The 15,207-nt window shown below is 59.4% G+C and carries 14 protein-coding genes and 2 riboswitches; of the genes, 6 read left to right on the forward strand and 8 right to left on the reverse strand.

The features are described from left to right. Window positions 1-202 precede the first annotated feature (202 nt). On the forward strand, window positions 203-1,051 hold the full coding sequence (locus LRK71_RS03875; protein WP_232401239.1) for an alpha-1,2-fucosyltransferase: 849 nt from the start codon (window positions 203-205) through the stop codon (window positions 1,049-1,051). Between the two features lie 30 nt (window positions 1,052-1,081). Here LRK71_RS03875 and LRK71_RS03880 read toward each other — a convergent pair whose 3' ends face one another. Beyond that, window positions 1,082-1,735, reverse strand: coding sequence for a pseudouridine synthase (locus tag LRK71_RS03880; RefSeq protein ID WP_232401241.1), 654 nt, complete (start codon window positions 1,733-1,735; stop codon window positions 1,082-1,084). 113 nt (window positions 1,736-1,848) lie between these two features. Between LRK71_RS03880 and LRK71_RS03885 the strand changes: the two genes are divergently transcribed. Further along, window positions 1,849-2,259 (forward strand): nuclear transport factor 2 family protein, encoded by a 411-nt coding sequence (locus tag LRK71_RS03885; RefSeq protein ID WP_232401243.1) that lies wholly within the window; start codon window positions 1,849-1,851, stop codon window positions 2,257-2,259. Between the two features lie 50 nt (window positions 2,260-2,309). Here the strand turns inward: LRK71_RS03885 and rarD are convergent, their stop codons facing one another. From rarD to LRK71_RS03910, 5 genes are all read right to left on the reverse strand, one after another. Then, window positions 2,310-3,215, reverse strand: a complete 906-nt coding sequence (rarD, locus tag LRK71_RS03890; RefSeq protein ID WP_232401246.1) for an EamA family transporter RarD — start codon at window positions 3,213-3,215, stop codon at window positions 2,310-2,312. Window positions 3,216-3,308: 93 nt separating this feature from the next. Next, the gene (locus LRK71_RS03895; protein ID WP_232401248.1) at window positions 3,309-3,734 is read right to left on the reverse strand and encodes a pseudoazurin; all 426 of its coding nucleotides are present in this window, start codon (window positions 3,732-3,734) and stop codon (window positions 3,309-3,311) included. 4 nt (window positions 3,735-3,738) lie between these two features. Then, entirely contained in the window at window positions 3,739-4,506 is a 768-nt protein-coding gene (locus LRK71_RS03900; protein ID WP_232401249.1) for an ABC transporter ATP-binding protein, read from the reverse strand. After that, window positions 4,503-5,543, reverse strand: coding sequence for a FecCD family ABC transporter permease (locus LRK71_RS03905; protein WP_232401251.1), 1,041 nt, complete (start codon window positions 5,541-5,543; stop codon window positions 4,503-4,505). The genes LRK71_RS03900 and LRK71_RS03905 overlap by 4 nt, the downstream gene beginning before the upstream one ends. Next, window positions 5,540-6,550, reverse strand: coding sequence for an ABC transporter substrate-binding protein (locus LRK71_RS03910; RefSeq protein ID WP_232401253.1), 1,011 nt, complete (start codon window positions 6,548-6,550; stop codon window positions 5,540-5,542). The genes LRK71_RS03905 and LRK71_RS03910 overlap by 4 nt, the downstream gene beginning before the upstream one ends. A gap of 171 nt (window positions 6,551-6,721) precedes the next feature. Further along, a riboswitch (cobalamin riboswitch) is annotated at window positions 6,722-6,917 on the reverse strand. A 231-nt stretch (window positions 6,918-7,148) separates the two neighbouring features. Further along, window positions 7,149-7,340, forward strand: a riboswitch (cobalamin riboswitch). A 98-nt stretch (window positions 7,341-7,438) separates the two neighbouring features. Between LRK71_RS03910 and nrdH the strand changes: the two genes are divergently transcribed. Genes nrdH through nrdF form a run of 4 tightly spaced genes read left to right on the forward strand, consistent with a single transcriptional unit; the run spans window position 7,439 to window position 11,224 of the window. Next, a complete protein-coding gene (nrdH, locus tag LRK71_RS03915; RefSeq protein WP_232401254.1) occupies window positions 7,439-7,660 on the forward strand; it encodes a glutaredoxin-like protein NrdH in 222 nt (73 codons plus the stop codon). A gap of 12 nt (window positions 7,661-7,672) precedes the next feature. Beyond that, window positions 7,673-8,089 (forward strand): class Ib ribonucleoside-diphosphate reductase assembly flavoprotein NrdI, encoded by a 417-nt coding sequence (gene nrdI / locus LRK71_RS03920; RefSeq protein WP_232401255.1) that lies wholly within the window; start codon window positions 7,673-7,675, stop codon window positions 8,087-8,089. Between the two features lie 23 nt (window positions 8,090-8,112). Further along, window positions 8,113-10,239 carry a class 1b ribonucleoside-diphosphate reductase subunit alpha gene (gene nrdE, locus LRK71_RS03925; protein WP_232401962.1) on the forward strand — a complete coding sequence of 709 codons (2,127 nt, stop codon included), beginning with the start codon at window positions 8,113-8,115 and terminating at the stop codon, window positions 10,237-10,239. A 7-nt stretch (window positions 10,240-10,246) separates the two neighbouring features. After that, on the forward strand, window positions 10,247-11,224 hold the full coding sequence (gene nrdF, locus LRK71_RS03930; protein ID WP_232401256.1) for a class 1b ribonucleoside-diphosphate reductase subunit beta: 978 nt from the start codon (window positions 10,247-10,249) through the stop codon (window positions 11,222-11,224). 10 nt (window positions 11,225-11,234) lie between these two features. Here nrdF and metH read toward each other — a convergent pair whose 3' ends face one another. Beyond that, window positions 11,235-13,961, reverse strand: coding sequence for a methionine synthase (metH, locus tag LRK71_RS03935; protein ID WP_232401257.1), 2,727 nt, complete (start codon window positions 13,959-13,961; stop codon window positions 11,235-11,237). Further along, the gene (locus tag LRK71_RS03940) at window positions 13,958-15,004 is read right to left on the reverse strand and encodes a homocysteine S-methyltransferase family protein (protein WP_232401258.1); all 1,047 of its coding nucleotides are present in this window, start codon (window positions 15,002-15,004) and stop codon (window positions 13,958-13,960) included. The genes metH and LRK71_RS03940 overlap by 4 nt, the downstream gene beginning before the upstream one ends. Between the last annotated feature and the right edge of the window lie 203 nt (window positions 15,005-15,207).

Here is a 15,207-nt window from a genome sequence, read left to right on the forward strand (position 1 = left end):
ATAGATGTGATCTTGGTCTCTAGGGTTTCACCATGGCCCCGACAGGGCTGCGGCAGGCAGGGAACCCAAACCTTGCGCCCCCTTACGGCACTCGCCCGCTTTGCGTCAAGCCTCATGCCGCCGCCCTCGCGCAGGCCAGAACTGGTCAAACCGGAATATTCGCTCTATTCACAAAGGCGCACAAGCCGGGAAGGACCCTGTCATGATCACCGCTCGCCTGCATGGCCGTCTTGGCAACCAGATGTTTCAATACGCAGCCGCCCGCGCCCTGGCGCACCGCCTGCACTGCCCTGTGGCGCTGGACAGCCGCGGTGCCGAACGGCGCGGAGAGGGAGTGCTGACACGGGTCTTTGATCTGCCCCTCACCCCGCCCGCCCCCCTGCCGCCACTGAAAGACGAAGCGCTGCTGCGCTATGCCCTGTGGCGCGGATTGGGGCTGGCACCAAAGTTTCGCCGCGAGCGCGGGCTGGGCTATAACCCCGCATTTGAAAACTGGGGCGATGACAGCTATCTGCATGGCTATTGGCAGAGCGAGCGCTACTTCGCCGGTATCGCGAACCAGATTCGCGCCGATTTCACCTTTCCCGAAGTCTCAAATACCCAGAACGCCGAGATGGCGGCGCAGATCACCGGCGATAACGCCATCTCACTGCATGTGCGGCGCGGCGATTATGTGGCCCTCTCGGCCCATGTGCTCTGCGATCAGGCCTATTACGAAGCGGCACTGGCGCGCCTTCTGGACGGGCTGGCCGGTGGGGATCCCACAGTCTATGTGTTTTCGGATGATCCCGACTGGGCCAAGGCCAATCTGCCGCTGCCCTGTCGCAAGGTCGTTGTCGATTTCAACGGGCCGGAGACCGATTTTGAAGACATGCGCCTGATGAGCCTGTGCCAGCATAATATCATCGGCAACAGCTCTTTTTCCTGGTGGGCCGCCTGGCTGAACCAGAATCCGCAGAAACGGGTGGCTGGGCCGGCCAACTGGTTTGGCGACCCCAAATTGCACAACCCTGATATTTTGCCGCCAGACTGGCTGAAGATCAGCCCCTGATGCCCTGTCGCTGATCTGGCGCTGATTCGGCTAGAAATCCGCCTTGGCGCGGAACTTCATCGACAGGCTACTGTCCGGGTGCTTGATCCGGAGCTCTTCGGAATGCAGCATCATCCGATCATAATCCAACCCCGCGCCACTGGCATAGAGCGGATCGCCCAGAATCGCATGGCCCAGCGCCAGCATATGCACCCGCAGCTGATGGGTCCGCCCGGTCTTGGGCGTCAGGCGGACACGGGTTTCACCCTCGCCAAATTTCACCACCCGGTACTCGGTCAAGGCGGGTTTCCCCGTGTCATGGCAGACCATCTGGCGCGGCCGATTGGGCCAATCCACGATCATCGGCAGATCGACCTCTCCGGCCCTTGGCTCTAGCCGCCCGGCAAGACGCGCCACATAGACCTTGCGCGCAGTACGTTTTTCAAACTGCATCGACAGATGTCGCTGCGCATGCGGCGTGACGCCAAAAACCAGAACCCCCGAGGTATCGCGGTCCAGCCGATGCACCAGCAGGGCCTCGGGGAAAACCGCTTGCACCCGTGTGAGCAGGCAATCCGCAAGATGCGCACCACGTCCGGGAACGCTGAGCAAACCTGCGGGCTTGTTGACCACCAGAATCTGGGCGTCATGATGCAGGATCTCCAGTGGGTCCTGCGGCGGGGTATAGTCACTTGAAACTGCCATGAGCGCCTGCCTACTGCGCCTTGCTGTCCAGGGCAAGTTCCCGCAACGTCGCGCTTGCCCCGCAGGCCGCTAAACGCAAGCATCACAGCAAGCAATCCAAGGGAGAGAAGACAATGCACCCAACCATCACCCGCATGCAGGAGGTCGTCGCCAAGGGCGAGGAAACCGCCATCGCCGAGCTGCTGGCCGAAGACGTGCGTTTTCTGCCGCCTACCTATTGGAAAACCTGGACTGGACGCGCACCTGTTGCCGCTGTTCTGGGCCATGTCGGGCAGATCTTCTTGGATTTCCGCTATCGCCGGATCATGGGCGAAGGTGCCGATTGGGCCCTTGAGTTCCAGTGCAAGGTCGGTGATCTGGACTGCGTCGGCGTTGACCTGATCACGCTGAATGATGCCGGGTTGATCCAGACCTTCGAGGTGGTAATGCGCCCCCATAAAACGATTGGGGCGCTACGCGACGCGATCAATGCACGGGTCCAGACAGATGCCCGCTTTCTAGACTTCCGCAAGGCGCTCAGCTAGAAAGATCCGCCCCCGCGGCCAGGCGCAAAGCGCGCTTGGCCAGGGTGGCCTCAGGCGAGGGTCTTTGCCGGGCTGCGCCAGTTGCGGATCAATGGGATCGAATAGATCACCAAGGCCGCCCAGATCATCGGGAAGGCAATCATCCGGGCGCGGCCGAATTCTTCTCCGAAAACAAAAACCGCGATCAAGAAGATCATTGTTGGCGCGATATATTGTAAAATCCCGATGGTCGAAAGCCGCAGCAATTTCGCCCCATTGGCATAAACGATCAGCGGCACCGCCGTCACCAAGCCACAGCCCATCAGCAGCCAGACATCAACGCCCTGAAAATTCGTTGTCCCAGTGACAGAGGCATAGACCAGATAGCCCAGCGCAGGCGGTGTCAGGATCAGCACCTCCAGCATAAAGCCCTGATTGGGGCCAACCGGCAGCCGCTTTTTGAAAAAGGCATAAAACCCCCAGCTGAGCGTGAGCCCAATGGCTGCCAGCGGCACGCGCCCGGCCTCAAGCGTCAACACCAGAACCCCGGCCGCCGCCAGGGCAATGGCCGCCAGCTGGGTGCGGCTCAGCTTTTCGCGCAGCAAGACTGCCCCCAGGGCGATACTGAACAGCGGGTTGATGTAATAGCCCAATGCGGCATCCAGCGCATGTCCAGCCGAAATGGACCAGACATAGATCCCCCAGTTGATGGAAATCAGCGCCGCCGTCACGCAGGCCATCCCAAGAGTATGCGGATTGGTCAGCGCCGTGCGCAGATCACGAGTACGCCCCAGAAAAACCAGCAAGACACCGGCCACCGGCACCGACCACAGCACCCGATGTGCCACCACCTCGGCTGCGGGCACGTGATCCAAGAGCTTCATATAAAGCGGCAAAAAACCCCAGAGCAGATAGGCCGTGATGGCAAAGGCCAGCCCCTGGGGGGTATCAACATTCTCGCGCGCATTCTGGGTCATCTGTGCCTCCTGTGACGCACCTTTATCGCAGGTCATCCAGAAAGAAGAAGCACAGATTATGTGATCCTGACATCACAGATCGTGATGGTGGGATCATTCGGGATTTTCCGCAAGAATGGCATCGAAACGGTCTTTCGCCCGGTGCGGAAGATCGGCGGGAAATATGGTTTCAGGGCTGTCGCCGACTTCGATCAGCATCACCATGCCCATGGCAAAATGCGGCGAGCATTTGATCCCGTAGCCTCCCGGAATCGTCAACGTCACCGTAAATTCTTCGTTGATCTGACTCTTGAACGGCACGGCACCTTTGGGCGTCATGCCGTCGATGGTCGCGGCATTATGGCCCGGTTGCACGGGGATGAAACGCACCTTGTCGCCGGGGGCAATCCGCAGAAAATCCGGTTCATAGACCATCGGACCGCGCGCGTTGCGCGTATACATCTGCACCTCGTGCGTCTCGGCCCAGACAGGCTGCGCGGTTAGGAAGATCAGGGAGGTCAGCAGCAAAATGGGTTTCATCTGTTCACTCCTCGAGACATTGAAAACGAAAGACGGTTGCGTCATCGGCAGGGTCGCGCAGCCGGGTGGCCCTTACGCGAAAGATAGAGGCAAGCCGCGCAGTGGTCAGCACATCCTCGGGGGGGCCGCACGCGACCAACCGCCCCGCTTCCATCACGCCAAGGCGATCGCATCTCATCGCCTGATTGAGATCATGCAGCGCCATAACAACCGTCACCGGCAAATCACCCACCAACCGCAATAGCGACAGCTGGTGGTGGATATCCAGGTGATTGGTCGGCTCGTCCAGCATCATAAGGCGCGGTCGCTGCGCCAGGGCCCGCGCGATCTGGACGCGCTGGCGTTCACCACCCGAAAGCGTTGCCCAGCTGTGCCCTGCCATATCGGCCATGTCCACGGCCGCCAACGATTCCGCCACGATGACCCGATCCTGTGCACCAAAGGGCGCCAGCGCCGAGAGCCAGGGCGTGCGGCCAAGCTCGACCACATCGCGCACCGAAAGCGCCTCGGAGGTTTCGGCAATCTGTTCCACAACTGCAATCTGCTGGGCAATGTCACGCCTGCTAAGGCTGGTCAGAGGATCACCGTCCAGCAAAACGGCGCCAAAGGGCCGCGCCAGAAGCCCCGCCAAAAGACGCAAGAGTGTAGACTTGCCAGAGCCGTTTGGACCAATCAGGCCGAATGTCTCGCCCGGGGCGATCTCAAGCGAGACCTCCTGAACGATGCGCCGTGATCCTGCCGCCCAACCGACGGATTTCGCTGCCAATCTCACAGCCGCCTCCGGCTGTGCACAAGGATCATCGCAAAGCCCGGCGCACCGACCAGCGCTGTGACCACGCCGATCGGGACAACCTGACCGGGGATCAGCATCCGCGAGGCGATATCCGCCGCGATCAGAAAAACAGCCCCCGCCAGCGCCGAGGCGGGCACCAGCCGCGCGTGCCGCGGACCGACGATGAAGCGCATGGCATGCGGGATTACAAGGCCGACAAATCCGATGGATCCAACCAGGCTGACCATGGTCGCGGTCATCAGCGTCACGGCACCGATCAGCACAATCTGAACCTGGCGAACCGGCACGCCCAGCGATGCCGCCGAAGAAACGCCGAAGGAAAACGCATCCATCGCGCGCGCGAACCACAGGCAGATCAGAAAGCCGATTATCGCGACGGGCGCCGCCAGCATGACATCCGGCCAGCGCACGCCAGACAGATTGCCCAGCAGCCAGAACATGATGCCACGCGCCTGTTCCGCGTTCGCCGACTTGGCGATAAGAAAGGAGGTCAACGCGTTGAAAAGCTGCGAACCGGCGATGCCCGCAAGCACAAGCTGCGCCGAACCGCCCCCCGCAGCCCGCGCCAGCGCCGCCACCACGACAAACGACAAGGTAGCGCCGATAAAGGCCCCGCCCGAGATCCCGAGCAACCCGCCACCGACGCCAAGGATAGTCACGGCCACCGCACCTGCACCGGCCCCCGCAGATACGCCCAAAAGATAGGGATCCGCCAAGGCATTGCGTACCAAAGCCTGTAAAACAACGCCCGACAGGGCAAGGCCCGCGCCACAGCCCGCAGCGACCAGGGTGCGCGGCAGCCGGTAGCTCCAGATTATACCTGCGTCGATGGGATCAAGGATTAAACCGGCATCCCAAAGACGGTTTGCAAAGACCGCCGCCACCGTCGAAAGCGGCAGCGGCGTTTCACCGATGACAACCCCAGCCAGGATTGCCAGGATCAATACGGCTGGCCCCTGTGTAACCCACAGCCCAAACGAGCGCCGAAAACCGCTGGGAGCAGCCGCATCCGTCATTGCAGATCAAATTTCGGCAGGGCCTCGGCCAGCGTTTCAAGCGCCGTGATATTGCGGATCGATGGATCCATCGAATGCGCATTCAGAATCACGATGCGGTCATTCTTTACCGCATCCATCTGGCTGGTCACCGGATCAGTCCTGAGGAATTCCAGCTTTTTCTCGACATCATCCGCCTCAAAGCGGCGCCTGTCCATCTCGGCCACCACGATGACGGAAGGATTCGCGCGGGCGATGGTTTCCCAGCCGACAACCGGCCATTCCTCGTCGCTTTCCACGACATTGCGCAGCCCAAGCTTGTCCATCATGTAGCCCGGAGGGCCCTTGCGACCGGCAACGTAGGGATCAATGTCCATCTCGGCCGACGAGAACCAGAAAACGGCCGAGGCGTCTTGCAGATCCAACTCAGCCGCCTTTGCAATGGCCGCAGCTTCGCGGGCCTTCAGATCCGCCAGCAAGACGTCGCCTTGGTCAGACACATCGAAGATCTGCGCAAGCTGGCTGACGCCTGCATAAATGCTGGCCATCTCAAACATGGCAGAGCGGGTTCCGTCCGATCCGGTGCTGTTGTCCTTGGCCCAGCAATCGGCGGGCAGAACAAAGGTCGGGATGCCAAGATCCGAGAATTGTTCGCGGGTGGCAACGATGCCTTGCGGGCCGATATGCCATTCATATTGCACCACAACGATATCCGGGCGCTTGTCGACCACTGATTCGAAGCTGGGATCATTGTCCGCCAGTCGTTCGACACCCGCATTCAATTCGGAAAATTCGGACAACACCTCGGTAAACCAGACCGATGTTCCCGCGACCTTGTCGCCAAGTCCAAGCGAATACAAAAGCTCGGTTCCGGCCTGACCGACCGTCACCGCAGTCTTGGGGGCTGCATCGAAGGTGACCTCGACACCGCAATTTTCAATCGTCAAAGGATAGGTCGTCTGGGCCTGCGCCATCGGCGCAAAACTGGCCACGCACAGCAGGGCCGCCGTCAGGAATCGGTAATACATTGTTTGTCTCCAGAGGGTGATGCGACCAGAAACAAAGAAGGAATGGCGAACCCGTGGCTGACCAATACGGCACCCGAAAGGGGCGACGCATAGGCACTGGCGATGGCAGGTACCGGGGGGCACCGCAGGATTAATCTCATTCGACACCTCCCCGGACTCCCCGCCCGGGCCGCGTTGCATTCAGTGTCGGCAGGTCTCCTGACTTGCGAGTCATCACAGCAGCGGCCTTCCCATGGCACGGTGGCCACAGTGGCATTATCGCTGCACGTTCATCGCCTACAGTTGCGGGGGCAGTTCCGGTTCACCGGCGAGCCGGTGGCGGATTCCCTTTTGATTCCTCACGGAAACCGACAGGTTGTGTCTAGTCAGCAATTCCCCCTGTTGCAATGACTATTCTGCAACGGAATCCTGCCACCTTTACCCGCCGTCCTGCGGATGTAAAAGGCGCAACCTGAAGGGGTTTATTCAGCCCGCTGACCGTGGCATTTTCCAGATCTGACAGCGCCACTACAGCTGAAAACCCGCGAAATTCTGGTTCCGCGAGAGCCCCGCAAAAAAGGCGGAAAATCTACATATTGACAAATTATAACCAAATAACACAATATAAGGGTGCTTTGGTTCTGGCACTTCATATGCCGGTGAAAAGGGAAGTCGGTGAAAATCCGGCACTGCCCCCGCAACTGTAAGCGGCAAGTCGCGATCCAATACCACTGATGCAACCTGTATTGGGAAGGGGATCAAGACGTCCGAGCCGCAAAGTCAGGAGACCTGCCAAGGCGAGATAGATGACGATCACGGCGGAGGGCCGGGACGCGTGCTCAGATGCCTGTCTGGCGTTCGGTCCCGTGTTCCTCCTTGCCTTGGCTAAACCTGAAGGGGACAGAGAAAATGACCATTACCGTCTATTCCAAACCTGCTTGTGTGCAATGCACCGCCACCACCCGCGCGCTTGAACTGCGCGGCGTCGATTTTGAACTGATCGACCTGACAGAAGATCTGGCTGCCATGGAACTGGTGCAGCGTCTTGGCTATCGGCAAGCACCGGTCGTGATCGCGGGGGATGACCACTGGGCCGGTTTTCGCCCCGACAAGATCAGCGCGATGATCTGAGGGACAGGGGTGATGGGCGGGCTGATCTACTTTTCATCCCGGTCGCTGAATACACACCGCTTTGTGGGCCGCCTGGGCCTTGGCGCGGCACGTATTCCGATCGCATCCGAGACCGCGATGCCATTGGCACAGGCCCCCTTTGTCCTTGTCACGCCAACCTTCGCGGATGGGCAGGGCCGCCACGCGGTTCCACGACAAGTGATCGCGTTTCTCAATATCGCCCGCAATCGCGGGTTGCTGCGCGGGGTCATTGCTTCGGGCAATCGCAATTTTGGCACCACATTCGCGCTGGCTGGTGACGTGATCGCCACAAAATGCGGTGTGCCGGTGCTGCATCGGTTTGAACTGGCGGGGACCAACACGGATGTCGCCCGCGTATTGGATGGATTGGACAGGTTTTGGAAAACGCAACTCTCGACCGCGCAGTAATGGAGGGCACGCCTACACGGGCCATGCCTGCTGAATGGCAGGGGCTGGATTATCACGCGCTGAATGCGATGCTGAATCTATATGATGACGAGGGACGTATTCGCTTTGATGCCGACCGCATGGCGGCACGGCAATATTTCCTGCAGCATGTGAACCAGAACACCGTGTTCTTTCATTCGCTAGATGAAAAGCTGGATTATCTGGTCGCCGAGGGCTTCTATGAAGGGACCGTTCTGGCGCAATATGCCCGCACCTTTCTGCACCGGATCTGGGCCGCAGCCTTTGCCGTAAAATTCCGGTTTCAGACCTTTCTGGGCGCGTTCAAATACTACACCAGCTACACACTGAAGACCCTGGACGGGAAACGCTATCTGGAGCGGTTCGAGGACCGTGTGGTGATGGTGGCACTGACGCTGGCGCGCGGCAGCGAAGCGGATGCCATGCGCCTGATGCAGGAAATCATCGGCGGCCGGTTCCAGCCCGCGACACCCACCTTCCTGAACGCCGGCAAGGCGCAGCGCGGCGAGTTGATATCATGTTTTCTGCTGCGGCTGGAAGACAACATGGAAAGCATCGGACGCGGGATCAATTCGGCGCTGCAACTGTCGAAGCGCGGCGGCGGTGTGGCGTTGATGCTGACAAATATTCGCGAACATGGCGCGCCGATCAAGGGCATCGAAAACCAGTCCTCTGGCATCATTCCGGTGATGAAACTATTGGAAGACAGCTTTTCCTATGCCAACCAGCTGGGCGCGCGTCAGGGGGCCGGGGCGGTTTATCTGAACGCACACCATCCCGATATATTGAGATTTCTAGACACCAAGCGCGAGAACGCGGACGAAAAAATCCGCATCAAGACGCTGTCGCTGGGGGTGGTCGTTCCGGATATCACCTTTGAGTTGGCCAAAAAGAACGAGGATATGTACCTCTTTTCGCCGCATGACGTGCAAAAGGTCTATGGGGTGCCGCTGTCTGATATCTCGGTAACGGAAAAATATCACGAGATGGTGGACAACCCCAAGATCCGCAAGAAGAAGATCAACGCCCGCGCGTTCTTTCAGACCCTGGCGGAAATTCAGTTTGAATCCGGCTATCCCTATATCATGTTCGAGGACACGGTGAACCGCGCAAATCCCATCGCGGGGCGCATCGCCATGTCGAACCTGTGTTCCGAGATTTTGCAGGTAAACGAGGCCTCTCAGTTCAATGACGATCTAAGCTACAGGCACCTGGGCGCGGATATTTCCTGCAATCTGGGGTCGCTCAATATCGCCCGTGCGATGGATGGCGGCGATTTGGCCGGGACGGTCGAAGTGGCGATCCGCGCCCTGAATGCCGTATCGGAACTGTCAGCAATCAACTCTGTCCCCTCGGTGCGGCGCGGCAATGATGAAAGCCACGCGATCGGGCTGGGCCAGATGAACCTGCACGGATTTCTGGCGCGTGAACGTATCCACTACGGCAGTGTTGAAGGGGTGGATTTCACCAATATCTATTTCGCCACGGTACTGTTTCACTGCCTGCGCGCCTCCAATGCCTTGGCGCGCGAAAAGGGGCGCAGCTTCAAGGGGTTCGAGGCTTCAACCTATGCGGATGGCAGTTTCTTCGACAAATATGTCGATCGCGACTGGCTGCCCAACACCGCCACCGTAACCGCATTGTTTGCACGCTTCGCCATTACGCCGCCTACCCGCGCACAATGGGCCGAACTGCGCGACGACGTCATCCGGGACGGGCTTTTCAACCGGAACCTTCAGGCAGTGCCGCCAACCGGATCAATCAGCTATATCAACAACTCGACCTCATCAATCCATCCGATCACATCCAAGGTCGAAATCCGCAAGGAAGGGAAGATCGGTCGCGTGTATTATCCGGCGGCATTCATGACCAATGACAACCTTGAATACTACAAGGATGCCTATGAAATCGGCCCCGAGGCAATCATCGACACCTATGCGGCTGCCACCCAGCACGTGGATCAGGGCCTGTCGCTGACCCTGTTCTTCAAGGATGCCGCCAGCACCCGCGACATCAACCGTGCACAGATCTATGCTTGGAAGAAGGGCATCAAGACCATCTATTACATCCGCCTTCGTCAGATGGCGCTGGAAGGAACCGAGGTGCAGGGTTGCGTCTCGTGTTCGTTGTGAGGACCTCATGAAAGATTTACCCCCTAGCCGCCCCGTACCCCGCGCGATCAACTGGAACCGCCTGCAAGACGATAAGGATCTGGAGATCTGGAACCGCCTGACGGTGAATTTCTGGCTGCCCGAAAAGATGCCTCTGTCAAATGACATCCAAAGCTGGTCGCAACTGACCGAGGAAGAACAGCGCCTGACGATCCGGGTGTTTACCGGTCTAACATTGCTCGACACGATCCAGAACACCCTGGGTGCGCCTGCGCTGATAGCTGATGCGATCACCCCCCATGAAGAGGCGGTGTTGACCAACATCGCCTTTATGGAGGCGGTGCATGCACGCAGCTATTCGTCGATCTTTTCAACGCTGTGTTCGACCGCCGAGGTGGACGAGGCGTTTCGCTGGTCGGAAGAAAACGCACAGCTGCAACAGAAATCGCGGCTTATTCTTGAAGAATACGACGCCACCGCGAACCCGCTGCGCAAGAAGGTGGCCAGCGTGTTTTTGGAAAGTTTTCTGTTCTATTCCGGCTTCTACCTGCCGATGCACTGGTCCAGCCGTGCCCGCCTGACCAACACCGCCGATCTGATCCGGCTGATCATCCGCGACGAGGCGGTGCATGGCTATTACATCGGCTACAAATTCCAGCGCGCGATGGAACGTCTGACCAAGGCAGAGCAGGCCGAGATGAAGGATTTTGCCTTTTCTCTGATGTTCGAACTCTACGAGATCGAAACCCGCTATACAGAGACCCTATATGATCCGCTTGGTCTGACAGAGGATGTGAAGAACTTCCTGCACTACAACGCCAATAAAGCCTTACAGAACCTCGGGTTCGAGGCCCTGTTCCCCGACGATCTTTGCAAGGTCAACCCGGCGATCATGGCGGCGCTTAGTCCGAATGCCGGCGAAAACCACGATTTCTTTTCGGGATCAGGGTCGTCCTATGTCATCGGCAAGGCCGAGGCGACAGAAGATGAGGATTGGGATTTCTGACCCCGCCCCCCTATTCTGCCGCCACCACCGAAATGCTGGCGGGTGTATAGTTCAGCACCGGTGCCAACCAGCGTTCGGTCTCCTCCAGCGTCATGCCCTTGCGAGTCGCATAATCCTGCACCTGATCCCGCTCGACCTTGGCGACGCCAAAGTAATAGCTGTCTGGATGGGCGATATAGAGGCCCGATACCGATGATCCGGGCCACATCGCCATGCTTTCGGTCAGTTCCACCCCGGTCGCGGCCTCGGCATCCAGTAGGCTGAAAAGCGTCTGCTTTTCGGTATGGTCGGGCTGGGCCGGATAGCCGGGCGCAGGGCGGATGCCGCGATAGGGCTCTCCCACCAGGTCAGCAGGGGCAAAGGTTTCGTCGGGGGCATAGGGCCAGAGTTCGCGGCGCACACGCTGGTGCAGCATCTCGGCCATTGCCTCGGCGTAGCGATCGGCCAGCGCCTTAACCAGGATCGCGGAATAGTTGTCATTCTCCTTGTCGAACCGCTCGGCAATCGTCTTTTCCTCGGGGCCGGCGGTAACGACAAAGCCGCCGATATAATCGTCAACGCCCTTGGGCGCGACAAAATCGGCCAGTGCGACATTGGGCCGCCCCGGCCGTTTGGCATGTTGCTGGCGCAACGTGTGTAGCGTGGCAAGCGGGGCCTGTCGGCCACCATCCTTGAAGAGTTGGATATCATCGCCCTCTGCATTTGCGGGCCAGAATCCGACAACAGCGCGCGGGCCAAACCAGCCTTCGTCAATGATCCGTTTCAGCATCGCCTGCGCATCCTCGAACAGCGCACGGGCGGCTGCGCCCTGTTTGTCGTCCTCCAGAATCTTGGGGTAAACACCCTTCAGCTCCCATGTGCGAAAGAATGGCGTCCAGTCGATATACTCGGCGATTTCCGCCAGATCCCAATCGTCGATCACCCGCGTACCCAGATATTCGGGGCGGGCGACACTGTAGCCCTGCCAGTCGATCTTCATCGCATTGGCCCGCGCCTCGGGCAGCGGAACCCGTTTCTTGGCGCGCTCGGCGCGTTCGTGGCGCTCGGTCACCTCGATATATTCTGCTTTGATCCCGTCGACATAGGCCGCTTTGCGATCTTCGCTCAGCAATTTGCTGACCACCCCCACCGCGCGGCTGGCGTCCAGCACATAGACCGCCTGACTGCCCGTGTAGCGCGGCGCGATCTTGACGGCGGTATGTACCTTAGAGGTGGTCGCGCCGCCAATCAGCAGCGGGATATCGAAACCCTCGCGCTCCATCTCGGCGGCCAGATGGGTCATTTCGTCTAGACTCGGGGTGATCAGACCCGACAGGCCGATCACATCAACATTTTCAGCACGTGCAGTTTCAAGAATTTTCTGTGGCGGCACCATCACGCCCAGATCAATGATCTCATAATTGTTGCAGGCCAGAACCACGCCGACGATGTTCTTGCCGATGTCATGCACATCGCCCTTTACGGTCGCCATTAGAATCTTGCCCGCACTCTCGCGCCCTTCGCCGCCTGACAGGCGCTTTTCCTCTTCCATGTAGGGTAACAGGATCGCCACCGCCTGTTTCATCACACGCGCCGATTTCACCACCTGTGGCAGGAACATTTTGCCCGCACCGAAAAGATCGCCCACCACATTCATCCCCGCCATAAGCGGGCCTTCGATCACGTGCAGCGGGCGTTCGGCGGATTGGCGCGCCTCTTCGGTATCGGCCTCGATGAATTCGGTGATGCCGTTGACCAGCGCATGCTCCATGCGCTTTGCCACGCTCCAGTCGCGCCACGCCAGATCGCGGGTCTTTTCCTCGCGCAGGCCGCCGCGAAACCGCTCGGCAATATCCAGCATCCGCTCGGTTGCGCTGCCCCCGATTTTTGGGCGGCGGTTCAACACCACATCCTCGCAGGCCTCGCGCAGTTCCGGGTCGATCTGGTCATAGACCGCCAATTGCCCGGCATTGACAATCCCCATATCCATCCCCGCCTGAATGGCGTGATAGAGAAACACGGCATGCATCGCTTCGCGCACGGGTTCGTTCCCGCGAAAGCTGAACGACAGGTTCGACACCCCCCCCGAGATATGGGCATGTGGCAGGTTCGCCCGAATCCAGCGGGTCGCCTCGATGAAATCGACGCCGTAATTGTCATGCTCTTCAATCCCCGTCGCCACCGCGAATACGTTGGGATCAAAGATGATGTCCTCGGGCGGAAAGCCAACCTCATCCACGAGGATGCGATAGGCACGCGCGCAAATCTCGGTCTTGCGGGCGCAGGTATCGGCCTGTCCATGCTCGTCAAAGGCCATGACCACAACCGCCGCGCCATAGGCAAGGCAGAGCTGCGCCTGATGGCGGAACTGCTCTTCGCCCTCTTTCATGGAGATGGAATTAACAATGGATTTACCCTGTACACATTGCAGCCCCGCCTCGATTACCTCCCATTTCGAGCTGTCGATCATCACCGGCACACGGGCGATATCGGGTTCAGAGGCGACGAGGTTCAGAAAGTCCACCATCGTCTGCTTGCTGTCGATCAGCCCCTCATCCATGTTGATGTCGATGATCTGCGCGCCGTTTTCCACCTGATCACGTGCCACATCCAATGCGGCGGCATAGTCATGGTTGGTGATCAGCTTGCGAAAACGGGCAGAGCCGGTGACATTGGTGCGCTCGCCCACGTTGACGAAGGGGATATCGGGCGTCAGAACAAATGGCTCCAGCCCGGAAAGGCGCAAATACCGGCTCATGCTGCCACCTCGGCTGGCAAGCGGCGCGGCGCAAAAGGCGCCACCGCCTCGGCAATGGCCGCAATATGGTCGGGCGTGGTGCCGCAGCAGCCGCCAACCACGTTCACCAGCGCTTCGGCCGCGAACAGCGCCACTTGGCGCGCGGTATCGTCGGGGCCTTCGTCGTATTGGCCAAAGGCATTGGGCAGGCCCGCATTGGGATAGGCGCAGATCAGCGTGTCGGCGACGCCCGCAAGCTCGGCCAGATGCGGGCGCATCGCGGCGGCGCCCAGAGCGCAGTTCAGCCCCACGCTAAAGGGGCGCGCATGGGCCACCGAATGCCAAAAGGCTGTAGGCGTCTGCCCAGACAGCGTGCGCCCAGAGGCATCGGTGATCGTGCCCGAGATCATCAGCGGCAATTGTGCGCCATGTTTTTCAAACGCCTCATAACATGCAAAAATTGCGGCCTTGGCGTTCAGCGTGTCAAAGATCGTCTCGATCAGGATAAGGTCAGCGCCACCGGCGATCAGCCCGTTCACCTGCTGGCCATAGGCAATGCGCAGGTCATCAAAGGTCACGGCGCGATAGCCGGGATCGTTCACATCAGGGCTAAGCGAGGCGGTGCGGTTCGTCGGCCCAACTGCCCCGGCAACGAACCGCGGCTTGCCGTCGATCGCCGTGGCCCGGTCCATCGCGCGGCGGGCGATGCGCGCGCCCTGGGCGTTCAGGTCATGCACTGCTTCCTCCATCCCGTAATCCGCCTGCGCGATCGTCGTAGCGGAAAAGGTGTTGGTCTCGACAATATCGGCACCTGCAATGGCAAAATCGAAATGGATGTCCTCGACCGCCTTGGGCTGGGTCAGGATCAACAGATCGTTGTTGCCCTTTTGCGGATGATCCGAATGGTGGCGGCAGACCTGGCCAGACCCTTGGCCGACGTAGTCTTCCTCGCTCAGGCCAAGAGCCTGGATCTGGGTGCCCATGGCCCCATCAAGAATTAGGATTTTCTCACGGGTTAAGGCCGCAAGCTGGTGAAATGTGTCGGTTTTGTTCTGTGCTGGCATCCTGCACTTATGGCGTATAGTTCCGTTAGATAAAAATTCATAATTTGACGGAAGATTATGAGCTTTGCACATGTTCACCGGATGCGGCGGCGATGCAACCCTCTTGCCTCTGCCTGCCCGCAAACCTGCGGTATTAGGGGTGAAGAGGCGGCGCAATATGCGATAGATCCAGTCACTTACAGCCCACCTTTTGCCTCCCGCTC

Source organism: Pseudophaeobacter flagellatus (genome assembly GCF_021228235.1).
Lineage (GTDB): Bacteria > Pseudomonadota > Alphaproteobacteria > Rhodobacterales > Rhodobacteraceae > Pseudophaeobacter > Pseudophaeobacter flagellatus.